Source organism: Promicromonospora sukumoe 327MFSha3.1 (assembly GCF_000385135.1).
Lineage (GTDB): Bacteria > Actinomycetota > Actinomycetes > Actinomycetales > Cellulomonadaceae > Promicromonospora > Promicromonospora sukumoe_B.
Genome location: NZ_ARQM01000018.1, coordinates 75,466 through 100,617, shown reverse-complemented (window position 1 = coordinate 100,617; position 25,152 = coordinate 75,466). Strand labels below are relative to the sequence as shown.

Below are 25,152 nucleotides of genomic sequence, written 5' to 3'. Positions count from 1 at the left end.
GCGTCGTACCGGGCCGGACGTTCGCCGCGGCACGTCGCCGGGCGAGGGTGCTACACCGCCGAGGCCGCGAACTGCGAGAAGAACTCGTCGATCTCGGCCTCGTCGTAGACCTGCCGCCCGAGCACGAGGGCCAGCTCGTCGCAGCAGTGCTCGGTGCAGTAGGCGCGCACCTCGGCGGCCTCGAAGAGGTCCCACGAGGGCGCGAGGTTGGACTGCAGCCCGGCCCGGACGAACCCTGCGGCCGGCGCGAGGCTGTCGAAGAACGCCCACCGGTCGCCGATGTCGACGGCCGCCCCGCGGAACACGCTCGTCTCGCCCTCCTCGCGGGCCGGTGGGAGCGGCGCATGGTCGACGACGGCGCAGTAGTCGCCGTCCTCGGCGGTGGCCCGGACTCCGGGATGGCTGCCGTAGTGCCGGCAGAGGGATGTCTCGTGGTCGCTGCCGACGGTCGGCTTGCCGTCCATCAGGCGTGCGGTGAATGCCTGCGCGAGCATGGCGGTCCTTACTTTCGAGATCCAGGTCGTGGTCACGACACAGTGCAGAGCGGACCAACTGGTCGAACCCGGCTTCGGCGGCAGCGTAGCGACAAGTGGGGCAAATTGCCTGGGCAAGCGTCCAACTCAGGGAGCCGCGGAGCCGGGCGTCTCGATCGCGGCCCAGTCCATCGAGGAGCCGAACAGGTCGGTCAGGCCGATCCTGGAGACCTCCGCGGTAGCCTCCTGCCCGTCGGCCGCGGCCTGGTCCCAGGCGTCCGTCGTGGCGATCACCAGTCGGCTACTGAACCGGTCGTCAGCGGACCCGGAGAGGAACTCCGCCAGGTCCGTGACGGCCAGCGGCTCGTCCGGGTCCTGGAAGGCGCACCGCACTGCGACGAGGTCGCCCGTGTCCCGTTCCTGCGCCACGAGGTCGACGACGTCGGCGGGCCCCTCGCTCTCGGGCCACTCGTCCCAGGACCACACCTGCTCCAGCCGCGTGGACCAGTGCTCGTCGGTGCGCAGGAAGGCCTTCATCAGGTCGACGAATCTCTGGTCCTGAGCTGCCTTGGTCGGGGACTCGTACAGGCAGTCGTCGAGGAGGGCGCCGAGCGTTGTCACCCGGACATCCTGGCAGCGTACGCGCACGACGGCCGGGCGTGACCCGAAGAGTGCACTCGTTGCGTTGCCGCAGGGCTCGCACGACCGCGGGGCGCACGGTTGCCCGTACGCCCCGCGTCACCGCCGTGCCGTCGTCAGCTGTTCCAGGTGGAGACCTGGTACCGCTCGCCGTCGACCATGAAGGCGACCTCCGCCCCGTTGTACTTGCCGCTCATGAAGCACGAGAGCGTGCGGGTCCCGCTGGACCCGTTCATCGGGTACTTGGTGCTCCCCGCCCAGGCGTTCGAGTGCGGCGGGTGGATGTCGTGCCAGTACGTCGGGCTGTCCTGGTCGTACTTCTGCGTGTTGCCCGCCCAGCAGGCCGCCTCGTGGTTGCCCGAGTCGAAGCCCGACCAGTTCAGCACCCAGTTGCGGCAGTTCGCGCAGTCGCCGCTGTTGCCGCCGACGGTCACCCAGGCCTTCGGCGTCAGGCCTGCCGCCGAGTCGCAGGCGCTGGCCTTGGTGCCCGTGGAGTCGGTCACCGTGACGCACGCCTTCTTGGACACCCCGGGGCCGGCCGTGGCCGACTGGGTACCGCTCTTCGCGGTGCTGCTGATCGCGCCCGTCACCGCGACGGTGGTCGGGCGGCCGTTCTCGGCCCGTGCGTCCCAGGTGAACGTGACCTTGCCGCCCTCACCGGTGGCGGTGATCTTCGGCGTGGGCGGCGGACCGTACGGCGTCACCGCGTTCGAGGCGGCCGACCAGTCCGAGCAGGAGTTGGCGTTGGCGTTGCACGCCCGCACCCGGAACGTGTACTCCGTGCCGTTGTTCAGGCCCTTGTACGTGTACGTGTTGTTGTTGCCCGCGCTCGGGCTGCCATCGCCGTTGGCCGATACCTCGTAGCGCGCACCGGTGCCGCGGAACTCCGAGACCCGGCTCCAGCTCACGTCGGCCTGGCCGCTCGTGGTGGACCCGAGCTTGGCGGTCGGCTTGCCCGGGACGTCGGGGATGCCGAAGGGCACCACCTCGTTCGAGAAGGGGCTCGCCTCGCCCTTGCCTGCCTTGTTGATCGCCCGGACCTTGAACGTGTAGGTCGAGTCGGTCGACAGCTCCTGGACGGTCTGCGTCGTCCGGGTGGTGTCGACGGCCTTCACCAGCTCGCCGCCCGTGTACACCCCCAGCCAGTACTTCGAGATCGCGTCACCGTTGTTGGCCGGCGCCGTCCACTTGACCGTGATCTGCCCGCCGACGGCGGTGTCCACCCGGCTGGCGTTGGGCGCGGCCGGCTGGGCCGGGGGCGCGGCCGGGGTCTCCGGCGCCGACGGCTGCGACCACTCCGACGGGTCCGGCGCCTTGTTCTTGGCCTGGACCCGCACGGTGTAGGCCGTGCCGTTCTCCAGGCCGCTCCACGTGACGCTGCTCCCGGCCTGGCAGGTCTTCTGGGTCACGTTGTCCGCCGGGGCCGGGCTGATCTCCAGGTTCACGCACTCGATCGCCGAGCGGTCCGTGTACGCCTTGTTCTTCCAGGACACGGTCAGCTTCTGGTCGCCGAACTTGAGCGTCGGCGCCGCGGGCTGGTCCGGCTTCGCGTCCGGCCGGACCTCACGGGAGGCCGGGGACGGCGCCGAGTCGCCCACCCCGTTGGTGGCGGTGACGGTGAACGTGTACTTCACGTTGTTCTTGAGCCCGTCGAACGTGCAGGTGGTCGTCTTGCACGCGTGCTCCTGACCGTTCTGCGTGCGCAGCGTGTAGCCGGTGATGTCCGAGCCGTTGTTGTTGGGCTGGTCCCAGCTCAGCACCACCGTCTCGGAACGGACCTCCTCGACCCGCGGCGCGCGGGGCGCCTCGGGCTTGCCGAGCACCGTCAGCTTGGCGATGCCGTCGACCTCGCGGTCGGGGTCGCCGGTTGCGTCCTGCACCCGGTAGCGCACCGTCATGACGCCGGTGAAGTCGTCCGCGGGCGTGACGATCACCTCGGAGTCGTTGAACTTCACGTCGCCCTGGCCCGTCTCCTTGTCCGCGCCGACCACCTTGAGCGGCTTGTCGGGGAACGGGTTGGTGTCGTTGGCCAGCACCGGGATCGTGGTGGCCTTGCCCTGGTGGGCGTCGAGCACCACGTCCTGCGCCGTCTTGGCGAGCTGCCTGGTCGACGGCACCACCCGGACCGTCAGGACGGTCTCGACGGCCGGGTTCTTGCCGTCCGAGACCGTCATCGGCAGCTCGCGGAAGGTGCCCTTGGGCACCGAGGCGTCGACCTCGCCGGTCACGACCGCGCCCGACACCGTGGTGGTGACCCCCGCGACGCCCTTGACGTCGAACGTCAGCGGGTCCTTGTCGGGGTCCGTGACGTACCGCGACAGGTCGACCTCTGCCTTCTCGGCGGCCGCGACCTTCAGCACGGGCCGCCCGGTGATCTTGGGCGGCATGTTCTTGGACGGCGTCACGTCGATCGGCAGGGTGAGAACCGCCGTCAGGCCGTCGGTGTCGTCCGGCCCGTCGCCGTCGGTCACCTCGAAGCTGACCGACGTCCCGCCCGCGTAGTCCCGGGCCGAGGTGTACACGATCGTGTCGTGGTCCTCCGCCTCGGCCTTGCCGTCCCGGGCCTTGACCGTCTTCTCCTCGGTGATCCGCGGCTCGCGACCCTCGCGCACCACGACGTAGTCCGCCAGGTCGATGGTCAGCGGCTCACCGGAGAACGCCTTGAGCGGCTCCAGGCCCGGCTTCACGTGCGGCCGCGCGAGGTCGCCCGGGACGCGCACGAACGCCTTGGCCTCCAGGCCGTCCATGTCCTTGACCGTGTAGGTGACGACCCGCGGGTCCTGCGTCAGCTCGACCTCGATGCCCTTCTCCTCGGTGAGGGTCACGCCCTCCAGGCCCGGGTCCACGGACACCTCGAGGTCGGCGGCCACGCCGTCCGGGTCGACGTCGTTGGCGAGCACGTCGACCGTCACGCTGGTCGAGCCCTCCACGTCGGCGGCCGTCACGACGTCGTCGTGGGCGATGGGCCGCAGCAGGGGCGCGTTCTGGTCCACGTTCAGCGTGATCGCGCCGCTGGCCTTGGCCTTGAAGGCGTCCTGGATGCCGTAGTAGAAGGAGTAGGCGCCCTCGTCGTCGGGGGCCGTGACCACGACGTCGTCCTCCACCGCCTTGGGCTTCAGGTCGCCGGTGCCCTCGAAGCCGTCGCCCACCAGCGAGATCTGGTCACCGTCCGGGTCCGAGTCGTTCTCCAGGGCCGGGACGGCGACCGTGCGGCCGGGCCGCACCGTCGTCACGTCGTCGATCGCCTGCGGTTCCTGGTTCGACGCCGGGGGCACCGCGATGCCCACCCGCACGACTCCCTCGGCGGGTGCGCCGCGGGTGTCCGTGACCTGGTAGGTGAACGTGTCCAGACCCGTCGAGTCCTCGCCCGCCTGGTAGTCGATGAACCCGTCCACGATCGTGGCGGTGCCCTTCGTGGGCGCGGCCGAGATGCTGCTCAGCGTCACGTAGTCGCCGTCGGGGTCGGTGCCGTCCAGCGGCAGGGGGATGCGCACGACGCCCTTCGCGAGCACGCGGGCCTCGATGTCGGGCAGCTGCGGGGCGGAGTTCTCCGGCGCATCGAGCACGTTGATCGTGATCTGGGCGGAGTCCTTCTGCCCGTTGGCGTCCGTCACCTCGTAGACGGCGTGGTAGGTGCCCGCCTCCTGGCCGGCGCGGAAGCGCACCGTGTCCTCGGAGACGAAGGCCTCGCCGGCCGCTGCCGGCGGCGACTCCTGCAGCTCGTCCGTCAGGGTCAGCTCCAGGCCGTCCGGGTGGGTGTCGTTCTTCAGCACGGGGATGGTCACGACGTCGCCCACGTGCACGGTCGCCTCGTCCGGACCCGCCTCCGGCGGGCGCAGCTGGGCCGGCGTCGGGATCGGGACCACGCGCACCTGGCCCGTGGCCGTGCTGGTGCCGTTGGCCACCGTGTAGGTGAGGGTCACCGGACCCTCCAGGCGCTTGACCTCGGAGATCTTGAGGATCTGGTGGTTCAGCACCGACACGCTCACGGGGGCGTCGCCGGGCACGTCGACGCCCTGCACCACGAGCACGCCGCCCGCGGGGTCGGTGTCGTTGGCCAGCACGTCCACCAGCGCGGTACCGCCTGCCGGGAGCAGCAGCTGGTCCGAGACGGCGATCGGTGCGCCGGCCTCCTCCGGCGGGTCGACGACGTCGACGCGCACCAGGCCCATGGTCGGCTCGGGGCCGTCGGTGATCTGGTAGGTCACGTCGTACGAGCCGGTGGTCTCGGACTCGAACTTGAACGTCTCGGCCGTCGAGTTGGTGGTGATCGTCGCGCCCTGCTTGTCGTCGACCCGGGTCAGCCGGATGTCGTCGCCGTTGGGGTCGAAGTCGTTGACCAGCGGGTCCACCGTGACCGGCTCGCCCGCCAGGACCGTCACGTGGTCCTGCACGGCGACCGGCGGCACGTTGGACGCGACCACCTTGATGATCAGGCTGCCCTGGAAGGCCTGGCCCATCGCGTCGGACACCTGCACCTCGACGACCTTGCTGCCGGTCACGGTGCCGCCGTCGCGGAACTCGATGGTGCCGTCCGGCCGGAACCGCACCTCGTCCAGCGGGTCGGCGGTGCTCGCGCTGGACAGGAACATGTCGTCGCCGTCGGGGTCGGTGAAGTAGGGCAGCACCTTGATGGTGCCCATGCTGCCCTGGCCCACGACGAGCACCGGCTTGCCGGGCTGCTCGGGCGGGTTGTTCTCCTCGAGCGGCACCACGTCGACCTCCACGGAGCCCTCGTCGTAGCCGCCGCGGCCGTCGTCCACCCGGTAGGTGAACGTGGTGGTGCCGCTCGCGCCGTCCGGCACGTCGGCCTGCAGGGCCGCGCCGTCGAGCACGCGGTTGACCTTGATGTCGCCCTCGACCTCGCCCACCACCTCCGCCGTCATGACGTCGCCGTCCAGGTCGGAGTCGTTGCCCAGCACGTTCAGCACGGTCGTGCGGCCCGGCCGCACGCCGAACGTGTCGTCCTCGGCGACCGGTGCGCGGTTCGGCTTGCTCCGGTCGGCCACGGCCTGGTCGACCTGCTCCGGGGTCGCCTGCTCCGACTTGGTCTTCTCGCCCTTGGCGTTGTCGGGCATCGTCTGTTCCCAGTCGTCGACCTTCTCGAACTCCTCGGCGGCCATCCACAGGAAGCCGTTCGCGACGTCGTTCAGGACGATGATGTTGCGGTTGACGCGGTAGACCAGGTTCGCGGCGGAGTCGACGCCCTCGAGCACCTCGTTCACGTTGTCGTCGGCGTCGCCGCACTCGCGGATGACCTGACCGCCGGCCCAGGCGCCGTAGAGGCACCCGCCGAGCTGCACGGGCGCGGACGGCTGGCCGCCGCTCCCGCCCGCGAAGTTGTGCTTGACCGGGTCGCCCCCGCCGAGCGGCACGGTGACCAGGTTCCCCGGGGTCGCCACCGCGACCTCGTCCGCCTCGCCGGAGGGCTGCTGGAGCATGCCCTGCGAACCGCTCTCGATCTGCACGGAGTCGCCGCCGGGCAGCACCAGGTTGCCGGTCGACTGGTCCAGCACCACGGGCTTGTCGCCCACGGCCGAGACCTGCAGCTTCGCGTCAGGGCCCAGCGAGATCGACGACTCGTCGGCGTCCTCGGCGACGCCCTGCGTGCTGGTCGGGACTGTGTACAGCTTGCCGTCGGCGGGCACGGCCAGGAACACGGTGCCCTCGCGGCCCACCGCGAGCGTGCCGCCCTTGCCCACCTTGAGCGTCGGCCTGGTCTCCTTCTCGTCGAAGGTGGCCGAGTCGAACGGCATGACCCATGCCCGGCCCGTCTCGCCGTCGTACACGGCGGTGGTGGCGGCGCCCGACGCGACCTGCGCACCCACGGGGAACTTCATCGTCCCGTCCAGGGTCAGCTGGGCCGGGTTGACCGGGCTCGCGGAGAAGTCGCTCACGCTGTCCAGGAGCACGCGCTGCGCGTCCTGCTGCACGTCGAAGCTCGCCGCGCCCGCCACCAGGACGCCGTCCAGGGCCTTGGCCTCGTAGTTGAACCGGCCGAGCTGGCCCTCGGCGGTCTGGGTCACCCAGACCCCGCTGTCGTTCAGGTCCAGCTCCGCGGTGGTCTCGCCGTCGTACCAGAGCGCGAGGCCCAGCAGACCCGCGCCGAAGAGCGTTACCACACCCGCCGAAACTACCGACCTGCGATTCTCAAATACGCGTGAGGCAAAGCTCATGCGTCCTCCCGATCATCACTCCACAAAGAAAAGCCCGCCCGGACATCCAACACAGGCGCGGCGTCAGCAACCCTATCGATCGAGGAGGTGAATTGTCGCCGAAATGGGCACTTTTCGCAGCGCGTATGCCGACGTCAGCGGGTTTTCGGGGGGTGCGAGGTCAGTAGGACGCGGCGCGCCGGTCGACCCATTCCTTCGCCTCCAGCAGATCGTGGCCAGTCTCCTCGCGGTACAGCTTGATCGCCTCGATGCGGCGGTCGGACCAGATGCACCGGTCGATCTCGGTCAGCGCCTCGGGCGAGATCCCCTCGGCGGCGGGGCCCTCGATGCCGAGGTGCTTGATCACCAGGTCGAGCTTTCGCTCGACGCGCTCCACCGTCTTGCCGTTCGCACGCAGGTTGCCGCTCACGGTGATGTACAGCAGGAGCAGGACGACAAAGATCGCGACGGGGATGATCTCCAGGGGAAACATTCCTGCACCCTAGTGGTCGGAGCGCGCGAGCAGGCTGAAAGTGTTCGGCACGCGCCCGTCCCAGGCCGCGGCGGTCACGCCGCCCGGGTACCAGAAGGGTTCGGGGTGCTCGTCGAGGTGCTCGATCTCGAGGCCCGCGCGTCGGCAGGCCATGACGATGCCCGACAGGGTGTGCTGCCGCTCCACGGCGCCGTTGCCGGGGTAGGTGTCGTTGACGTGCGCGGGGGAGAAGTACCCGCGGTCGGCGCGGACCCGGATCTGCTCGGGGTCCCAGTCCCACAGCGGCACCAGCGGGTGCGCCTCGTAGACGTAGAGCCGGCCGCCGGGGCGCAGCAGGCGACGGCACTCCGCGAGGAACGCGTCCAGGTCGGTCACCCAGATGAGCGCGCCCTTGCCGGTGTAGACCAGGTCGGCGCACGCATCGTCCAGGCCGCTCGCGGGCAGGGCGGCCCGGGTGTAGCGGCAGGGCAGGCCGAGCTCGTCCGCCCGCCGCCGCGCGCTCGACACCGCCGCCTCGCTGTAGTCGATCCCGTGCACCGAGCGTGCCCCGAGGCGCGCCAGGGCGACGTCGTCGAGCCCGTGGCCGCTCATCGGGTGCACGACGTCGGCCCCCGGGACGAGCCTGCCGATGACGCCTACCTCGGCCGGCAGCAGCTCGGCGGTCCGCGCCAGCGAGAGGTGCTCGGCGTACTCGTCCTCGTACTTGCGCGAGGCGATCGCCCAGGCGGCCCGCGTGCTGTCCTCGGTGGCGTCCATCGAGGCAGCCTGGCACCGGTGCCCCGCCCCGGAACAGGTCTTTTCCGTCAGCTCCCGTCCAGCGGCATGACGCCCGCCGCCGTCGGGCGGAACCCGCACCTCGCGTAGAACGAGGTCAGGTGCGGCTCGAAGTCGACGTGCAGCCAGACGGCGCCGGCCGCCCGCGCCGCCTCGGCGGCCGCGCGGACCAGCCGCACCCCGAGCCCGCGGCGCTGCTCGTCGGGGTGCACTGTCGTGTCCAGCACGAACGCATGCGCGCCGCCGTCGCCCGCGACGTTGACGAACCCGACCAGGCGGCCGGCCCGTCGGGCGGCGACCCAGGCCAGGCTCCGCGCCAGGACCGGCTCGAAGGACGTCGGGCGGTGGCCGGGCCAGGCGGCGTCGAACAGCTCGTTGAGCTCATCGTCCGTGAGGTCGGGGCGCAGGGCGAGGGCGGCGTCGTCGGGCACGTCGTCGGGCGCGGTCCCGGGTGGTGGGTCGGTTCGGGTCATGCCGGGCAGCCTGCCACCGGGTGGGTGATCCGTGTTGCGCGAGATACCCCACAGGGGTATATGGTGAGCGACATACGGTTACCCCCTAGGGGTAACAGCGTACCAACCACCGAGAGGCGAGACGATGGCGACGAGCGAGTACCAGGTGACGGGGATGACCTGCGGGCACTGCGAGATGTCGGTGCGCGGTGAGGTGAGCCGCCTGCCCGGCGTGGAGCAGGTCGAGGTGAGCGCGGCGACCGGCCGGCTCGTGGTCAGCAGCGCCGAGGCGCTGGACGAGGCGACGGTCCTGGCCGCGGTGGACGAGGCCGGGTACCAGGCGGCGCGGGTCTCGTGAACGCGCCCCAGCGGCTCGGCCTGTACGGCGGAGGTCTCGCGGCGGTCTTCGTCGCGGCCTTCGCCGTGGCGGGCGCGGTCGTCCCCGACAGCACCGTCGTCGCCTGGTCGGCGACGGCTGGGGAGGGGTCGGGCGGCATGGAGATGTCCGACGGCGCCGCGGCCGGCGGCCACGGCCAGGACGACGCCGCTCACGGGGCTGGCGGCGCCCCGGCGCAGGTCCGCGGGCTGTCGCTCGAGCAGGACGGCCTGCTCCTGAGCCCCGTGTCCGTCCCGGACGAGACCGGGGAGAAGGGCACGCTCTCCTTCTCGGTCGTGGACGCCGACGGCGCGGCGGTGACCGGCTTCGAGACCGAGCACGACAAGGAGCTGCACCTGATCGTGGTGCGCTCCGACGGCGCGGAGTTCCGGCACGTGCACCCCACCATGTCGGCCGACGGCGTCTGGTCGATCCCGTGGACGTGGGCCGAGGCGGGCAGCTACCGCGTGTTCGCCGACTTCGTGCCCGAGGCGACCGGCGAGAACGTCACGCTCAGCCGCGCGGTCGACGTCGCGGGCCGGGTCGCCCCGGAGCCGCCGACGGCGGTCTCGGCGTCCGACACGACGGGCGGCTACACCGCCACGCTCGTGGGCGAGCTGAGCGCGACCGGGGAGTCGACGCTCACGGCGACCGTCACGAAGGACGGCGAGCCCGTCACGGACCTGGAGCCGTACCTCGGCGCGTACGGGCACCTGGTCGCGCTGCGCGCGGGCGACCTGGCCTACCTGCACGTGCACCCGGAGGGCGCCGAGCCCGGGCCGGACTCGGCGTCCGGGCCGGACGTGGCCTTCCTGACCCAGGCGCCGACGCCGGGCCGCTACCTGCTGTACCTGGACTTCAAGGTCGACGGGGACGTGCACACCGCGCGCTTCGTCCTGGACACCCACGGGAGCCACTGATGGGCACCACGTCCCGCACGGAGGCGGCGGGCACCACCGTCGACCTCGAGATCGGCGGCATGACCTGCGCGTCGTGCGCCATGCGGATCGAGAAGAAGCTGAACCGGCTGGACGGCGTCACCGCCAGCGTCAACTACGCCACCGAGAAGGCGACGGTCACCACGCCTGCCGGGTACGACCTGGCCGCGGTGGTGGCGGAGGTCGAGAAGACCGGCTACACCGCCGCCCTGCCCGCCCCGAAGGAGACCGCGGCGGACGGCGACGCCGCCGACCCGCGCGACGCGGAGCTGACCGCGCTGCGGAACCGGCTGATCACGTCGGTCGTGCTCGCCGTCCCGGTGATCGCGCTCGCGATGGTCCCGGCCTGGCAGTTCACGTACTGGCAGTGGGCGTCGCTCGCCCTGGCGGCCCCCGTGGCGCTGTGGGCGGCGTGGCCGTTCCACAGGGCGGCGTGGACCAACCTGCGGCACGGCGCGGCGACCATGGACACCCTGGTCTCGCTCGGCGTGCTGGCCGGTTTCGGCTGGTCGGTGTACGCGCTGTTCCTCGGCACCGCGGGCGTACCGGGCATGACGCACGGCTTCGAGCTGACCGTGGCACCGTCGGACGGCGCCGCGAACATCTACCTGGAGGTCGCCACCGGCGTCACGATGTTCGTGCTGGCCGGGCGGTACTTCGAGAAGCGGTCCAAGCGCCGCGCGGGCGCCGCGCTGCGCGCGCTGCTGGAGCTCGGCGCCAAGGACGTCGCGGTGCTGCGCGACGGCGCCGAGACGCGCGTGCCGGTCGAGAGCCTCGTGGTGGGCGACGAGTTCGTGGTGCGGCCGGGGGAGAAGGTCGCGACCGACGGCATGGTCGTGTCCGGCTCGTCCGCGATCGACGCATCGCTGCTCACCGGGGAGTCCGTGCCGGTCGAGGTCGGCGTGGGCGACTCCGTGGCCGGGGCCACGGTGAACTCGGGCGGGCGGCTCGTGGTCCGGGCCACGCAGGTGGGCGCGGGCACGCAGCTCGCGCGGATCGCCCGGCTGGTCGAGGACGCACAGTCCGGCAAGGCCGAGATCCAGCGCCTGGCCGACCGCGTCTCCGGGATCTTCGTCCCGGTGGTCATCGCGATCGCCGTGGCCACCCTCGGCGCCTGGCTGGGTGCCGGGTTCCCCGCCACCGCGGGCCTGACGGCGGCCGTCGCGGTGCTGATCATCGCGTGCCCCTGCGCGCTGGGGCTGGCGACGCCCACCGCGCTGCTGGTCGGCACCGGGCGCGGCGCCCAGCTCGGCATCCTGATCAAGGGGCCCGAGGTGCTGGAGTCCACGCGCAAGGTCGACACCGTGGTGCTCGACAAGACCGGCACCGTGACCACCGGCAGGATGGCGCTGCTGGACGCCGTCCCGGCCGACGGCGTCTCACGTACCGAGCTGCTCCGGCTCGCGGGCGCCCTGGAGGACGCGTCCGAGCACCCCGTGGCGCAGGCCGTGGCCACGGGCGCCACGCAGCAGGTCGGCGACCTCCCGGCGGTGGAGTCGTTCGAGAGCGTCCAGGGCCTGGGCGTGCAGGGTGTCGTCGACGGGCACGCCGTCGTGGTGGGCCGCGAGAGCCTGCTGGCGGACTGGTCCCAGTACCTGCCCGCGGACCTCGCCGAGGCGAAGGCCCGCGCCGAGGGTGCGGGCCGGACCGTGGTGGCGGTCGGCTGGGACGGGCAGGCCCGCGGCATCCTCGTGGTCGCCGACCAGGTCAAGCCGACCAGCGCGGACGCCGTCGCCCGGCTCGTGGGGCTCGGGCTCACGCCCGTGCTGCTCACGGGCGACAACCGGGCCGTGGCCGAGCAGGTCGGCGCCCAGGTGGGCATCGACCGGGTGATCGCCGAGGTGCTCCCGCAGGACAAGGCCGACGTCGTGGCCAAGCTGCAGGCCGAGGGGAGGGTCGTCGCGATGGTCGGCGACGGCGTCAACGACGCCCCTGCGCTCGCGCAGGCCGACCTGGGCCTGGCGATGGGCACCGGCACCGACGTCGCGATCGAGGCGGCGGACATCACGCTGGTCCGGGGCGACCTGACCTCGGCGGCCGACGCGATCCGGCTGTCCCGGCGGACGCTGGGCACCATCCGGACCAACCTGTTCTGGGCCTTCGGCTACAACGTGGCCGCGATCCCGCTGGCGGCGCTCGGCCTGCTCAACCCCATGCTGGCCGGCGCCGCGATGGCGTTCTCCAGCGTGTTCGTGGTGGGCAACAGCCTGCGGCTCCGGTCGTTCTCACCCCGCTGACGGCGGCGCGCCGACAGGGGGCTGACGGCGGACGCGGCGCACCCGGGTGGTGCGCCGTGTCCGCCGGGCTGGGACGGCCGGGCTCAGGTGGCCGGGCTCAGGCGTGCAGCGGCTCCAGCGCCCTGGACCACGCGACCGTCTGGTCGAGCAGCGTCTCCAGGCCGGGGGTCAGGTGCTCGCCCGGCTTGAACACCGAGTAGTTCTCGAACTCGGTCATCAGCGACAGCGCCACCTGCTGGCGCACCGTCGCGACCTGCAGCTCCGCGAGGATCAGCCGCAGGTGCTCCGCGGCGCGGGCCCCGCCCACCCCGCCGTAGGACACGATGCCCGCGGCCTTGTTGTTCCACTCGCCGTAGACGAAGTCGAGCGCGTTCTTCAGCACGCCCGACGTGGAGTGGTTGTACTCCGGCGTCACGAACACGTAGCCGTCGAACTCGGCGACCTTGGCGGCCCACTCCTTGGTGTGGTCGTGCGCGTACTGGCCCATCGCCGGCGACATGGGCTCGTCGAGGTGGGGCAGGGGGTAGTCGGCCAGGTCGACGAGCTCGAACTCGGCGTCCGTGCGCTGCGACGCGATCTCGTGGACCCACTTGGCCACGGCCTCGCCGTTCCGCCCGGGGCGGGTGCTGCCGAGGATGATTCCGATCTTGAGCATTGCTGGTCCTTCGCTTCCGGGGTGCTGTCGGTGGACCGGCCGCGCCGCGCGGGAACGAACGCGGGCCCGGGCTGGTTGGTCCACGTGACACAACAGTGCGGAGACGCCGGTAATCCGGTTTTCAATTACGCACTTTGCAGTTCGTCGGTAACCGGAGAGGAAGCAATGCGGCATGACGCCGATCTCGCGCGACGCGCGTCTTGAGTCCCTGGCGGCGCGGATGCCCGGTGGGCCGGAGTCGCCGTGCGACAGCGAGACGCACGAGCTGACCCGGGACCTCATGGGCCAGGTGGCCGACCGCTGGACGCTCCTGGTCGTGGCGGCCCTCTCCGACGGTCCGCAGCGGTTCTCCACCCTCCAGGCCGTCGTGGCCGGCGTCTCGCACCGGATGCTCAGCAAGACCCTCCGCGGCCTGGTGCGCGACGGGATGATCACCCGCACCGCCTACGCCGAGGTGCCGCCCCGCGTCGAGTACGAGCTGACCCCGCTCGGCTGGAAGCTCATGGACCTGGCCCACGGTTTCGTCGACTGGGCGCAGGACCACGGGCAGGTCGTCCGCGACAGCCGCGCCCAGTTCGACCGGGGGAGCGCGGTGGGCTGACGGCGGGGCGCGTCGGTGCGGCGGCTCGACGGCGTCAGCCGTCGAGGACCGTCAGCGCCAGCAGCTGCTCGCGCAGCCGGGTCAGCTCGTCCGGCGTCGGCTCCCCGCCCCACGCGGGCTGGGCGCTGGCGCCGTCCGCCGCCGCCAGCACGAGCGAGAGCACGTCCTCGGGCAGGCCGTCCGCCCGCAGGTCCTCGTTCCACCGGCGCGCGTCCGCCCGGGCGAGGTCGATGACCGCCTCCACGCTCGACAGGTGCGCGATGACCACCAGGGCGTCGCGCGAAGCCGTGGCGTCCAGGGCGCCGTCGATCGAGACCCGCACGTAGGCGCGGGTGAGGCGGCCGGGGGCGTCGTCGTCCGGCGGGATCGCCGCGAGCACCGCCGTCCGGAAGCTCTCGAGCCAGTCGGTCGCCAGCGCGAGGTGCAGGTCGTGCTTGTTCGCGAAGTGGTAGAGCAGCCCGCCCTTGGACACGCCCGCGCGGCGGGCGACGTCGTCCAGGCTGGCCGAGACCCCGCGCTCGCGGACCAGCCGGCCCGCCGCCTCCAGGATCGCGGCCCGCGTCTGCTCCGGGCTCCTGCCCGCCGTCCGGCCCACTGCCACCACCTCGCATCCGATGCACTGCCCGGCACGAACTATAGGCCGCGTCACAGACCGGGCTCTTCAAAACTGTACCGGCTAGACGGTACAGTTACGACGTGACCGCTCCTGCTCCCCTCCTCTCCGTGCGCCGCCGGTGGGCCGCGCTCGCCGTCCTCGTGCTGGCGGTCGGCCTGCTGGCGATCGACGGCACCGTGCTCTACCTGGCCGTGCCGTCGCTCACCCGCGACCTCGCGCCCACCGCCACCCAGGTGCTCTGGATCGGCGACATCTACTCCCTGGCCATCGCCGGGCTGCTCGTCACCATGGGCACCCTCGCCGACCGGATCGGCCGCAAGAAGCTGCTGCTGATCGGCGCGACGGCGTTCGGCGTCGCCTCGGCGCTCGCCGCGTTCGCCCCCACCGCCGAGGTCCTGATCCTGGCCCGCCTGCTGCTCGGCGTCGCGGGAGCCACGATCATGCCCTCGACGCTGTCCCTGATCCGCACCCTGTTCCCCGACGCCGCCGAGCGCAGCCGCGCCATCGCCGTCTGGTCCGCCGCGGCCGGTGGTGGCGCCGCCGTCGGACCTCTGGTGGGCGGCCTGCTCCTGGAGCACTTCTGGTGGGGTTCGGTCTTCCTCGTCAACGTGCCCGTCGTGCTCGTCCTCGTGATCGCGGGCGCCGTGCTGCTGCCCGAGGCCAAGGACCCCCACCCCGGCCGCCTCGACCTGCTGTCCGTGCTGCTCTCCTTCGCCGCCGTCATGCCGCTGGTCTGGGCCATCAAGCACGCCGCCGCCGAGGGCGTCGACCTGCTCGCGATCGGCGTGCTGGCGCTCGCGGTGGGCTCGGGCGTCTGGTTCGTGAGGCGGCAGAACCGGCTCGCGGCCGACGGGCGCGGCCCGCTGCTCGACGTCGGCCTGTTCAAGGTGCCCGCGTTCAGCGGGGCCGTGGCGGCCAACCTGATCGCGATCTTCGCGCTGACCGGCATGCTGTTCTTCTTCTCGCAGTACCTGCAGCTCGTGCGCGGGTTCTCGCCGCTGGTCGCGGGCGTCGCCGAGCTGCCGGCCACCATCGCGTCCATCGCCGTGGTCGTGGTGGTGGGCTGGTCGCTGCGCAGGTTCGGGCGGGGGCGCGCCATCGCGCTCGGCCTGGCGATCACGGCCCTCGGCATGGTCGGCATCGCGATCGCGGAGGGCGCCGAGCACTACGTGTGGCTCGCGCTCGCCCTGGTCCCCGCGGGCCTCGGCGTCGGGCTCGCGATGACCCTCACGACGGACGCCGTCGTCTCCGCCGTGCCGCCGGCCAAGGCGGGCGGCGCCTCGGCGATCTCCGAGACCGCCTACGAGCTCGGCGTCGCCCTGGGCGTGGCCGTGCTCGGCTCCCTGGTCACGCTCGGCTACCAGTCCCGCGTCGCGCTCCCGGACGGCCTCGCGCCCGACGACGCCGCGCGGGCGGGCGACTCGCTCGCCTCGGCGGTGACGGTCGCGGGCGACCAGGCGGGCGCCGTCGGGTCTGCGGTGCTGGAGGCGGCCCGGGAGGCGTTCGTCGCCTCGCTGCAGACCACGTGCGTCGTGGCGGCGGTGCTGGTCGCCGTGGCGGCCGTGGTGGCCTGGCGGCTGATCCCGAACGACCGCTGACGGGGACACCCGGCCGCATGGAAGGGCCGGCCGCATCGGCCGGCCCTCCACGTCGCCGGGGGGAGTCAGCGGGCGAGCGCGGCCGCGGTCCAGGCGTCGGCGTCGGCCGTGCGGCGGCCGGCCAGCATGCTCTCGATGACGTCGACCACGCGCCCGGCGGCGTGCCCGTCGCCGAACGGGCTGGGGGCCGACGCCATGCGGCGGTGCAGCTCGCGGTCGGTGAGCAGGGCGCCCAGAGTGCCCGCGATCTGCCCGGCGTCGGTCCCGACCAGCACCCCGCCGCCGGCGTCGACCACCTCGGGGCGTTCGGTGGTGTCCCGGGTGATCACGACGGGGACGTCGAACGCGGGCGCCTCCTCCTGGATGCCGCCCGAGTCGGTGACCACCACGCTGCTCCGCGACAGCACCCGGCAGAACTCGGCGTAGGGCAGCGGCTCGGTGAGCCGCACGTTGGGCGTGTCCAGGACCGCCGGCACGATCGCCTCGCGCACGATCGGGTTGCCGTGCAGGGGGAGCACGAACAGCACGTCCGGGAACAGCTCGGCCACCTGGACGACGGCGGCGGCGATCTGGGCGATCCCGTCGTCCCAGGACTCGCGCCGGTGAGCCGTCACGAGCACCACGCGCCGGCCGATCTTGAGCGCGGTGTCGACCACGGGGTCGCTGATCCGCACCGGGCGGGACGCGGTGTGCATCAGGGCGTCGATCACGGTGTTCCCCGTGACGGTGACGTCGCGCTCGGGGACGTGCTCCAGGTGGAGGTTGCGGGCCGCGCGCGCCGTCGGCGCGCAGTGCCGGGTGGCGATGGCGCTGATGAACTTGCGGTTGCCCTCCTCGGGGAACGGCGAGTAGACGTCGCCGGTGCGCAGGCCCGCCTCGACGTGCACCACGGGGATCTGCCGGTGGTAGGCGGTGAGCGCCCCGGCGAAGGCGGTCGTCGTGTCGCCCTGCACGACGACGGCGTCCACCGGGTGCGCGTCGAGGTACTCGCTGAAGCCGCGGATGGCGCCCACGAGCACGTCGTCGAGCGAGTAGCCGCGCCGCAGCAGGCCGAGGTCGTGGTCGGGGACGATCTCGAAGAGGCGGTTGACCTGGTCGAGCATGCCCCGGTGCTGGCCGGAGGTGACCACGAGCGGCGTGTGTCTGCCCCGGCGCTTGAGCTCGTTGACGACCGGGGCGAGCTTGACGGCCTCCGGCCGTGTTCCGTACAGCACTGCGATCTCGCGGCGAGCGGTGTGGTGCATGGCGCTTCTTTCTGCTCGGACATGGGGGCTTCTGCTCGGACAGGGGCCCGCGGTTGGTCGGGCAACGTGACCGACGCAGCCGGGCACCGGTGGTGACGTGCGGGCCCGTGATTCAGGCGGAGGCGCGGGCGGCCTCGGGGCGGGCGACCTCGGGCCGGGCGGACGCGTCCAGGGCGCGCGAGGTGAGCCCGGCGGCCACCAGGAGGCACAGGGCGAGCAGCCCGGCGAGGCTGCCGACCACGACGTGCCGGCCGGCGTCGGTGGCCTCCGTGAGCGCGGTGCCGGCCACCTGGCTGACCGCGACGCCCAGCAGGAGCAGTGCGCCGGACGCGAGCCGGCGGGCGTCGGCGCCGTGCACCGGCGAGCGCGTGACGACGAGCGCCAGCCAGGTGAGCACCGCCCCGAGGAGGACGGCCACGGGCAGGCCGAACGCGAGGAGCTGGTCCTGGCGGGACGAGAAGAGCGTGACCCGCCGCTCCTGCTCCCCGGGCCGCGCGGTGCCGGCGTCGTACGAGCCGAGGCTCGCCGGCCGGCCCTCGCCCATGGCGCGCACCGCGTGGTCGAGCCGGTCGTGCAGGACGGCCGGGTGGCTGAGCACGTAGCCCTGGACGCGGAGGGGGTCCGGGTCGACGTCGGGCCAGCGGTCCCAGCCGCGGATCGAGGCGGGGGACCAGACCGGGATGCCGAGGAACCGCTCGGCGTCGGCCGGCAGCCCCATGGCCGCCAGCTCGGGGCCGGGCCGGTCGGTGTCCGCGAGCACGCCGGTGCTCACGTAGTCCCAGGTGTCGTACCGGCGCTGGGTGGGGTCCACGCCTGCGACGGCACCGGCCGCGAGCGTGGTCAGCGCGACGGTGAGCGCCGCGGGGGCGAGCCAGGCTGCCCGGTCACGGGCTCGGGCCCGGGCGCTCGCCCGGGCCCGCAGCAGCAGGGCGACACCGAGCGGTACGACGGCGAGCGCGGCGACAGGCCCGGAGGACACGAGCACGGCGGCGCCCAGGGTGAGCGCCGCGCGGCCCACCCAGCGGGCGGGTCCGGCGGCCTCGAGCAGCAGCCAGCCCGTGACGGTCAGCAGCAGGCCCGTGATCCCGGCGGCCTGCGGGTACAGGCTGGCGGCGTACCCCGCGAAGGCGGAGTCGACGAGCAGCAGCCAGGTCAGCACGGTCGTGACGGCGCGCGCGTGGCGGCGGCGCCGGGCGAGCGCACCGACCAGGGCGGCGGTCACGGCCGCGAGCGCGCAGTACGCCACCACGGCCACGCGCAGGTCGAGGGCGCCCGCGCCGAGCGTCGTGGACACCAGGCGGGCGAGCAGCAGCCCGGCGTGCTGCGGCCACGGGGGCGGCGTCCCGGAAGCGCACGACGCGTCGTCGTCGGCCACGTAGCGGAAGACCGCGAAGGCGAAGTACCGCACCTCGCCCTCCGGGGCGACGCCGAGCCGGCAGGCGAGCCGGGCGCCGCTGCCGTCGTCGGCCAGGCCCACGGCGCGCGGGACGAGCATGCGGACCAGACCCAGCGCGAACAGGACCGCGGCCCAGGCGGCGGTCGGCACCCACGGGCGCGCGGCGACGGCGACGGCGGAAGTCCTGCGCTGCCCCGTCACGACGCGACCGCCGGGCTGGTCAGGGCGCGGGCCGGCTCGGGGGTCTCGCGCGTCCGGGCGGTCTTGGCCCAGGCGGTCTCGCCGCGTAGCACGCGGGCGAGCGCCTTCCAAGCGCACGCGAACGAGAGGTAGTTGGTCAGCACCATGTAGTTGCCCATGGCGAGGCCCCGCCACAGCCCCACCCGGCGGTCGCGGCGCCAGTAGAGCACCCCGTTGAACACCGCGGGCGCGAACGCGAGCAGGTACCACGCGAGCACCACGACGGCCGTGGCGACGGGCGTGGCGGCGAAGTCCAGCAGGGCGGATCCGTTCAGGATCAGGTCGCCCAGGCAGACGTGGAACAGGACCGACCACGGCAGCGTCAGGATCCAGGGGGACAGGCAGTAGAACGACAGCTCCAGCGCCGCGACGTGCGACAGGTGGGGCGAGCGCCAGATCTCCGGCAGGCGCTTGATCGTCATCAGGTGGCCCTGGTACCAGCGGGTGCGCTGGCGCAGCAGCAGCGGCACCTGCTCCACCGCCTGCTGCTCGACGGCGGCGAACGGCGTGGTGGTCAGCTCCCAGCCGCGCAGGGCGAGCGTGATGGCGAGGTCGAGGTCCTCGGTCAGGGAGTCGGTCCAGGGCCGCTCGCCGGCCGAGTCGAGGGCGGACAGGCGGCTGAACTGCGCGTTGCCGCCCAGGCTCACGGTGCCCGTGGCCGAGCGGCCGATCTGCGTCACGCTGGACGCGCCCCAGAACTCGAAGTCCTGGAACCGGGTGAGGAACGAGTCGCGGTTGCGGATGCGCACCTGGAGCTGGACGCCGCCGACGTGCGGCCGGTCGAACAAGGGCAGCACGTGGTCCAGGGCGCGCTCCGAGAGCCGCCCGTCGGCGTCCATCACGCACACCACCACCTGGTCGGGGTGCTGCCCGCGGGTCGCCACCATCTGGCGCACCCGCGCCAGGCCCGCGTTCAGGGCCTCGCCCTTGCCCTGGCGCGCGTGCGGCAGGTCACGGCGGACGACCTCGACCCGGGCGCCCCCGGCGGCGAGCGCGAGGGCGGCGGTGTCGTCGTCCGACCCGTCGTCGACGACGATCGTGGTGGTGCCCGGGTTGATGGTCAGGCCGGCCACCGTGCGGCCGATGACCTCGGCCTCGTCGAGGCACGGCACCAGGAAGTAGACGGCGAGCGCGGGCCCCTCGGCCGTGGGGCCGGTGCCGTACGCCGTGGCGCCCAGGTGGTCCAGGCGGGTGCCGGTGCGGCGGATCGCCTTGAGGCCCGACCCCACCAGCAGCACGAAGTAGGCCATCGAGGACGTGATGATCAGCGTGGCGACAAGACTGACGAGACTCACGGGCGGCCGGCCTCTCGGGGCAGGGTGGCCCCGGCGCGCGCAGCGCGGGGCAGCAGGGCGATGCGGGCGAACAACAGGGCGCTCAGGCACAGCGTGGCGATCATGAGGATCGAGCCGCCCACCGTGTGCGACCAGCCGAAGCCGGCCTCGCCCCAGTGCACGGTGGCCTCGGTGATCAGGACCATGCGTGCGGTGTTGACCACGACGAGGAGCACTGCGGTGACCAGGCTCGCGACCAGGAGGCGGCCGGCGCGCGCCCGCCGCCACACCACGAGCAGCAGCGCGGTGGCCACCAGCACGCCGCCCACGAACCACGCCGCCGAGCACTCCTCGGTGATGGTGAACCCGCCCCAGACCGGGACCGGGCCGGCTTCGGCCCGGTAGTAGAAGACGGCCTCGGGCGACGGCACCGCGGCCGGGCGGCGCAGCACGTGCTCCAGCGCCCAGGCCGTCAGGTGCGCCTCGCCGTACCGGAACCGGTCCGTGCCCAGCACGACGGCGGCGCCCAGCGCGGCGACCGGGAGCGCGAGCAGCGCGCGGAGCACCGCGCCCCCGGTCCGGGGGCGCGGTGCGACGCGGGCGGGCGGGCCGCCGTCGGTCAGGGCCGGCAGGGGTGCGGTCACCGCTCGCCCGCCGCCTCGACGTGGCGGGCCGCCTCGACGTGGCGGGCCGACCGGCTCGCGCGGATCAGGATGAACCCGCCCACGAAGCACGTGACGGCGGCCACGGCGAGCCACAGCCCGTCGAAGCCGGTCTGGGCGAGCGTGCCGGCGCCGACGACGCCGGTCGCGACGCCGCTGCCGATACCCGGGGTGTTGTACATGCGTGGTTCCTCTCGGTGCGCGGGCCGCGCGGGTCGCGGCCCTCCTCGTGGGACAGACGCAGCCGGCGGGCGGCGACGACGGTCCGGTTCTGTGGGCCGGGTCACGGGGTGCGTGAGCCGGGCTCGGTGCGCGACGGCGGGCCGGTGACGTCCTGGATGCTCGTGACCAGCCACGGCGCGATCCAGCGCATCCCGGCGCGCGTGAAGTGCACCGTGTCGAGGTAGGCGGGCGCGCCGTCGGGCGTCTCCTGCCGGCAGGCCGTGTCCGTGCACACGAACCGGTCGAGCTCCAGCATGCCGACCACCGAGCGGTGCTCCGCGGCGAAGGCCCGCAGCAACTCGGTGTGGCAGGCGGCGTCCTCGGGCGTGGCGATGGGCGTGAACTCACGGGAGGTGGCCAGCAGCACGCGACGCGGGACGCCGTCGGCCGTCAGGATCTCCAGCGCGGTGTCGAGCTGGTCGCGGTACCGGGCCGCGTACCCGGCCGAGCACGGGCGCAGCCACCGGCCACCGACCCGCTGCTCGGCGCCGTCCCAGGCGAGGTTGACCAGCACGACGTCGGGTGCGGACTCCCGCACGGCGGACCGCCACCGGTCCTCCCAGGGCAGGCAGCCGGGTGCGGGCCCCTGCTCGACGGCGGTGGTGCGGCTCGTCTCCGGGCTGAAGACGCCGCACCCGTTGAACGCGCCGTCCGTCACGGCGAACTCGTCGGGGGCGAACGTGGTCAGGGCCGTGGCGAAGTCGTGGCCCAGGGAGTCGCCCAGCACGAGTACCCGGGTGCCGCCCGACCCCGACTCCTGCCGCACCAGCGTGGGGGAGACCACCAGCGCCGCGCAGACGGCGGCGGCGAGCAGCGCGAACGACGTGCCGCCGGCGCGGTTCCAGCGGCGCAGCCGCACCGGCTCGCCCACGATGTGGTGCAGGAACAGGGCGAGCACCGTCGACAGCGGCACGCCGACCAGCGCGATCACGGCGGGGCTCGGGTTCTCCAGGGTGCGCTGCAGCACCCAGAACACCGGCACGTGCACCAGGTACAGCGAGTAGGACGCCTTGCCGACCTCCACCAGCGGCGTCGTCATGAGGACGCGGGCCACGGGGGTGTCCTCGCGGGTGAGCGACAGGATCAGGGCGGCGGCCAGCACGGCCACGACCGTCAGGCCGCCCCGCTCGTAGAGCCACGGCGCCGCGTAGGTGTCGGTGCCGACCGAGACCAGCACGATCGCGGCCAGCAGTCCGAGCGAGACGAAAGTCGCGACCGGCCGGGACAGGCGCCGTCGCGGATGCCCGTCGACGCGGCGCACGGGCAGGGACGCCGTCACCAGCGCGGCGCAGGCGCCCACCATGAGTCCGACGCCGTGCGAGTGCGTGCCCAGGTAGAGCAGGTCGGCGTTGGTGCCGTCGTACTGCAGCACGGTCACGGCGGTCATCGCGACGGCCAGCAGGCTCGCCAGCCAGGCGACGGTGGCGCGCCGCCGCCGGGCGACGACCACGCACACCAGGGCCAGCAACGGCGGCCAGACCAGGTAGAACTGCTCGGTCAGCGACAGCGACCACATGTGGGCCAGCGGCCCGGGCACGCCCATCGCGTCCCAGTACGACTCGCCGCGCGCGACCTGCTCCCAGTTGGCGACCTGCAGCAGCGACGCGAGTCCCTGCTGGAGCACCCGGTCGGCCTCCTCGGGCCGGCCCAGGCGGGCCACCGCGATCCCGGTCGCGCCCAGCGTCACCAGCAGCGGGACCAGCAGCCGCTTGGCCCGACGCCGGTAGAACTCGCCCAGCCGGATGCGGCCTCCCCGGGACTCCTCGCGCAGCAGCGTCAGCGTGATCAGGTAGCCGGACAGCACCATGAACAGGTCCACGCCGAAAAGGCCGTTCTCGTAGAGGCCCGTGTGGTACATCAGCACCGACAGGACGGCGACGCCGCGCAGGCCGTCCACCGCCCGGAAGTACACCGACGGCACGGGGGTGCGCCGGGGCGTGCTCGGCCGGTCCTCCGGCGGCGGTGCGGGCGGCTGGTCCGGGGGCTGGTTCGGCGGGCCCGTCGTCGGGCGCGGGACGATCGCGGTGCTCACGTCGGGTACTGACGGGGGTGGCGGGGCCCGGTGACGGTTGCGTGCCCCGCCGCCGGGGGCCCGGCCGCCTGGGCGCGGGGCCGCCTGGGCGCACGACGCCCCGCCGCTCGTGGAGGAGAGCGACGGGGCGTCGATCTACGGGCCGAGGGGTGGCTCACCCGTAGGTTCGTGGGCGGCCTGGTCAGGCCTGCGTGGTGGTCACCTCCGCGGTCTCCCGCTTGGCGCCCCGCATCCGGCGGACGCCGGCGAGGGCGCCCGTGGCGAGCAGGCCCGCGATCCCGAACGCCGGGGCGACCGCGGGGACGGGCGGGGTGTCGTCGCTCGTGATGTACAGGTCGCGGATGGTGCTCTGCCGGTTGCCGCCGCTCGTCCCGGTGATGGCGATCTGCGTGACCGGCTGGCTCGTGCGGAAGGACGAGATCGTGTTGCCGTTCGTGTTCCCGTCGGCCGAGCTGCCCTGGGGTCCGCGGAAGCAGATCTGGCGGGTGCTCGGGTTCCAGGTGTTGTCCGGGTCGAGCCTGACCAGCACGACGTCGGGGGAGAGCTGGGCGCACTCGCGCGACGCCCCGTCCCACCCGTTGAGGTTGTGCACGTCGAACGTCGCTGTCACGGGCTCGCTGAACGTGAGTGTCCGGGTCACGTCGTCCCGGACGTTGTTGCCGTTGGCGGGCAGGCCGCCCCGTCCCGTCCAGCTGACACCGCTGGCGGTGGTGCCAGAGTTCGACGCCCAGTTCACCGGCTCGGTCACCGGCGCTGCCGAGGCCGTCAGCGCGCCCGCGCCCAGCAGGAGCGAGGCACCGAGCCCGACGGCGGCCAGCCGCGAGCGCAGCTGTGCGCGCCCGGGCTTGATCTCGTGAGAGGTGTTGCTCATGTGTGTTCCCTTCCTGTGTGCGTCCGCGACGTTGAGGTACGGCGGTGTCGCGGCTCGCACAGGGTTTGACGTGCTGCCCGTGCGCCGGTGACGGGTGATTCGCCGTCGTCGGCCCGGGCAGCGGGGAAAGGACTGCTCAACGGGAGGGGTAACGGAGAGGTAGCAGTGCTACCTCTCCGTTACCTGGCTGGGGGAGTCGTCCTCGTCCGACGGTCACCCGACCGTGGTGACGGAAACGCCCCACCGCTCTGGCCGAGCGGCGGGGCGTTCCGAACCAGCGGGGACAGGGCCCCGCGGGATCAGCGCGAGAGACCGCGCACGCGGCGGACGCCGGCAAGAGCGCCCGTCGCGACCAGGCCCGCGACGGCGAACGCCGGGGCGACCATCGGGATGGCCGGCTCCTCACGGTCGACCGTCACCCGGGGGTTCGAGATCCAGCGCGCCCGGCTCGTGTTGGTGCCGTTGCCCGACATGGAGAACGAGCTCACGTCGTCCAGGCGGAACTGCGACGTGGCGTCGTTGGCCGCAGCCGGGTCGTCGGCCGCGTTGTTGTTCGTCGCGCAGATCGTGCTGCTTGCCGCGTTCCACTCATGCATCGGGGACAGCTGCACGGGCGTGGAACCGGCGGGCAGGACCAGGCACTCGGTGTCCGACGGCCCGTTCGACTGCAGGCTCACCACGTCGAACGTGAGGTCGACCGTCTCACCGAACGTCAGCATGGCGTCCTCGCCCCGTCCCACGCTGAAGCCGTTCGTGACGACACCGGCCGCGTCGCGCAGCTCGTCGCTCGCCGTCCAGGTCACGCCGTGTGCGGTGGTCCCGCTGGTGCCCGGGCCGACCGGGTCGGTGACGGGTGCCGCCGCAGCGGTCAGCGCGCCCCCGCCGAGCAGGAGAACGGTGCCCAGGCCGACGGCCGCGAGCCGTCGCGCCCCGTGGCCGGCCTCCGTCGGCTCGGTCTTGTGGGAGGTGGTGCTCATGTGTCTTCCCTTCTGTCGGCGCCCGCGACGTCGTTGGCACGTCGGTGTCGCGGCTCGCACGAGGTTGGACGGGAAGCGGCCGCTGCGGTGACGGTGCGCCGTGCGGCACCCGCGCCGGCAGCGGCGGGCAACGGTGAACATCGGCGAGCGTAGGGTTCGTCGCCGCATGAGCGCTGTTGCGCCGACCATTCCTACGTTCGGCCTACGCCTACGGTTCCTACGTTCGG

The 25,152-nt window shown here is 73.1% G+C and carries 21 protein-coding genes; 5 read left to right on the top strand and 16 right to left on the bottom strand.

Annotated elements, in window-relative coordinates:
- Nucleotides 1-50 precede the first annotated feature (50 nt).
- From H291_RS0127530 to H291_RS0127505, 6 genes are all read right to left on the bottom strand, one after another.
- Complete coding sequence (locus H291_RS0127530; protein ID WP_198012605.1) at nt 51-530, bottom strand: hypothetical protein; 480 nt, start codon at nt 528-530, stop codon at nt 51-53.
- A gap of 90 nt (nt 531-620) precedes the next feature.
- The gene (locus H291_RS0127525) at nt 621-1,094 is read right to left on the bottom strand and encodes a restriction endonuclease (protein WP_020018256.1); all 474 of its coding nucleotides are present in this window, start codon (nt 1,092-1,094) and stop codon (nt 621-623) included.
- 134 nt (nt 1,095-1,228) lie between these two features.
- Nucleotides 1,229-7,234, bottom strand: a complete 6,006-nt coding sequence (locus H291_RS31900) for an Ig-like domain-containing protein (protein ID WP_020018255.1) — start codon at nt 7,232-7,234, stop codon at nt 1,229-1,231.
- Nucleotides 7,235-7,448: 214 nt separating this feature from the next.
- Nucleotides 7,449-7,760: a hypothetical protein gene (locus H291_RS0127515; RefSeq protein ID WP_020018254.1), complete on the bottom strand. Its 312-nt coding sequence runs from the start codon at nt 7,758-7,760 to the stop codon at nt 7,449-7,451.
- Between the two features lie 9 nt (nt 7,761-7,769).
- A complete protein-coding gene (locus tag H291_RS0127510; RefSeq protein WP_020018253.1) occupies nt 7,770-8,516 on the bottom strand; it encodes a class I SAM-dependent methyltransferase in 747 nt (248 codons plus the stop codon).
- A 47-nt stretch (nt 8,517-8,563) separates the two neighbouring features.
- Nucleotides 8,564-9,007: a GNAT family N-acetyltransferase gene (locus tag H291_RS0127505; RefSeq protein WP_020018252.1), complete on the bottom strand. Its 444-nt coding sequence runs from the start codon at nt 9,005-9,007 to the stop codon at nt 8,564-8,566.
- A gap of 124 nt (nt 9,008-9,131) precedes the next feature.
- On the opposite strand from H291_RS0127505, the gene H291_RS0127500 reads away from it, so the two are divergent.
- Genes H291_RS0127500 through H291_RS0127490 form a run of 3 tightly spaced genes read left to right on the top strand, consistent with a single transcriptional unit; the run spans nt 9,132 to nt 12,537 of the window.
- Nucleotides 9,132-9,344 carry a heavy-metal-associated domain-containing protein gene (locus H291_RS0127500; RefSeq protein ID WP_020018251.1) on the top strand — a complete coding sequence of 71 codons (213 nt, stop codon included), beginning with the start codon at nt 9,132-9,134 and terminating at the stop codon, nt 9,342-9,344.
- On the top strand, nt 9,341-10,282 hold the full coding sequence (locus H291_RS0127495; RefSeq protein WP_020018250.1) for a hypothetical protein: 942 nt from the start codon (nt 9,341-9,343) through the stop codon (nt 10,280-10,282). Before H291_RS0127500 ends, H291_RS0127495 begins: the two co-directional genes overlap by 4 nt.
- Nucleotides 10,282-12,537: a heavy metal translocating P-type ATPase gene (locus H291_RS0127490; protein WP_020018249.1), complete on the top strand. Its 2,256-nt coding sequence runs from the start codon at nt 10,282-10,284 to the stop codon at nt 12,535-12,537. The genes H291_RS0127495 and H291_RS0127490 overlap by 1 nt, the downstream gene beginning before the upstream one ends.
- 97 nt (nt 12,538-12,634) lie before the next feature.
- On the opposite strand, the gene H291_RS0127485 is transcribed toward H291_RS0127490, so the two are convergent.
- Complete coding sequence (locus tag H291_RS0127485) at nt 12,635-13,192, bottom strand: NADPH-dependent FMN reductase (RefSeq protein ID WP_020018248.1); 558 nt, start codon at nt 13,190-13,192, stop codon at nt 12,635-12,637.
- Between the two features lie 172 nt (nt 13,193-13,364).
- Here H291_RS0127485 and H291_RS0127480 point away from each other — a divergent pair, with 172 nt between their 5' ends.
- Nucleotides 13,365-13,793 (top strand): winged helix-turn-helix transcriptional regulator, encoded by a 429-nt coding sequence (locus H291_RS0127480; protein WP_020018247.1) that lies wholly within the window; start codon nt 13,365-13,367, stop codon nt 13,791-13,793.
- Between the two features lie 34 nt (nt 13,794-13,827).
- Here H291_RS0127480 and H291_RS0127475 read toward each other — a convergent pair whose 3' ends face one another.
- Nucleotides 13,828-14,397, bottom strand: coding sequence for a TetR/AcrR family transcriptional regulator (locus H291_RS0127475; protein WP_232216188.1), 570 nt, complete (start codon nt 14,395-14,397; stop codon nt 13,828-13,830).
- 92 nt (nt 14,398-14,489) lie between these two features.
- Between H291_RS0127475 and H291_RS0127470 the strand changes: the two genes are divergently transcribed.
- Nucleotides 14,490-16,007: an MFS transporter gene (locus tag H291_RS0127470; RefSeq protein ID WP_026366192.1), complete on the top strand. Its 1,518-nt coding sequence runs from the start codon at nt 14,490-14,492 to the stop codon at nt 16,005-16,007.
- A gap of 65 nt (nt 16,008-16,072) precedes the next feature.
- Here the strand turns inward: H291_RS0127470 and wecB are convergent, their stop codons facing one another.
- The 8 genes from wecB to H291_RS0127430 all read right to left on the bottom strand — a co-directional run bounded on the left by wecB (nt 16,073) and on the right by H291_RS0127430 (nt 24,925).
- On the bottom strand, nt 16,073-17,251 hold the full coding sequence (gene wecB, locus H291_RS31895) for a non-hydrolyzing UDP-N-acetylglucosamine 2-epimerase (RefSeq protein ID WP_020018244.1): 1,179 nt from the start codon (nt 17,249-17,251) through the stop codon (nt 16,073-16,075).
- Between the two features lie 112 nt (nt 17,252-17,363).
- A complete protein-coding gene (gene wsfD / locus H291_RS0127460) occupies nt 17,364-18,848 on the bottom strand; it encodes a glycan biosynthesis hexose transferase WsfD (protein WP_026366191.1) in 1,485 nt (494 codons plus the stop codon).
- A complete protein-coding gene (locus tag H291_RS0127455) occupies nt 18,845-20,182 on the bottom strand; it encodes a glycosyltransferase (protein ID WP_026366190.1) in 1,338 nt (445 codons plus the stop codon). The genes wsfD and H291_RS0127455 overlap by 4 nt, the downstream gene beginning before the upstream one ends.
- Nucleotides 20,179-20,805, bottom strand: coding sequence for an archaeosortase/exosortase family protein (locus H291_RS33975; protein WP_020018241.1), 627 nt, complete (start codon nt 20,803-20,805; stop codon nt 20,179-20,181). The genes H291_RS0127455 and H291_RS33975 overlap by 4 nt, the downstream gene beginning before the upstream one ends.
- Complete coding sequence (locus H291_RS33970; protein ID WP_020018240.1) at nt 20,802-21,005, bottom strand: hypothetical protein; 204 nt, start codon at nt 21,003-21,005, stop codon at nt 20,802-20,804. Before H291_RS33970 ends, H291_RS33975 begins: the two co-directional genes overlap by 4 nt.
- Before the next feature lie 101 nt (nt 21,006-21,106).
- Nucleotides 21,107-23,077, bottom strand: a complete 1,971-nt coding sequence (locus tag H291_RS31890; protein ID WP_020018239.1) for an acyltransferase family protein — start codon at nt 23,075-23,077, stop codon at nt 21,107-21,109.
- Between the two features lie 181 nt (nt 23,078-23,258).
- Nucleotides 23,259-23,948 carry a hypothetical protein gene (locus tag H291_RS0127435; protein ID WP_020018238.1) on the bottom strand — a complete coding sequence of 230 codons (690 nt, stop codon included), beginning with the start codon at nt 23,946-23,948 and terminating at the stop codon, nt 23,259-23,261.
- Nucleotides 23,949-24,247: 299 nt separating this feature from the next.
- Nucleotides 24,248-24,925: a hypothetical protein gene (locus tag H291_RS0127430; protein ID WP_020018237.1), complete on the bottom strand. Its 678-nt coding sequence runs from the start codon at nt 24,923-24,925 to the stop codon at nt 24,248-24,250.
- Nucleotides 24,926-25,152: the final 227 nt, after the last annotated feature.

What these genes read in the sequence shown, in the direction of transcription:
- H291_RS0127515 (WP_020018254.1), bottom strand. Translation starts at nt 7,760, where the DNA reads ATGTTTCCCCTGGAGATCATCCCCGTCGCGATCTTTGTCGTCCTGCTC.
- H291_RS0127510 (WP_020018253.1), bottom strand. Translation starts at nt 8,516, where the DNA reads ATGGACGCCACCGAGGACAGCACGCGGGCCGCCTGGGCGATCGCCTCG.
- H291_RS0127505 (WP_020018252.1), bottom strand. Translation starts at nt 9,007, where the DNA reads ATGACCCGAACCGACCCACCACCCGGGACCGCGCCCGACGACGTGCCC.
- H291_RS0127500 (WP_020018251.1), top strand. Translation starts at nt 9,132, where the DNA reads ATGGCGACGAGCGAGTACCAGGTGACGGGGATGACCTGCGGGCACTGC.
- H291_RS0127490 (WP_020018249.1), top strand. Translation starts at nt 10,282, where the DNA reads ATGGGCACCACGTCCCGCACGGAGGCGGCGGGCACCACCGTCGACCTC.
- H291_RS0127485 (WP_020018248.1), bottom strand. Translation starts at nt 13,192, where the DNA reads ATGCTCAAGATCGGAATCATCCTCGGCAGCACCCGCCCCGGGCGGAAC.
- H291_RS0127480 (WP_020018247.1), top strand. Translation starts at nt 13,365, where the DNA reads ATGACGCCGATCTCGCGCGACGCGCGTCTTGAGTCCCTGGCGGCGCGG.
- wecB (WP_020018244.1), bottom strand. Translation starts at nt 17,251, where the DNA reads ATGCACCACACCGCTCGCCGCGAGATCGCAGTGCTGTACGGAACACGG.
- H291_RS33970 (WP_020018240.1), bottom strand. Translation starts at nt 21,005, where the DNA reads ATGTACAACACCCCGGGTATCGGCAGCGGCGTCGCGACCGGCGTCGTC.
- H291_RS0127435 (WP_020018238.1), bottom strand. Translation starts at nt 23,948, where the DNA reads ATGAGCAACACCTCTCACGAGATCAAGCCCGGGCGCGCACAGCTGCGC.
- H291_RS0127430 (WP_020018237.1), bottom strand. Translation starts at nt 24,925, where the DNA reads ATGAGCACCACCTCCCACAAGACCGAGCCGACGGAGGCCGGCCACGGG.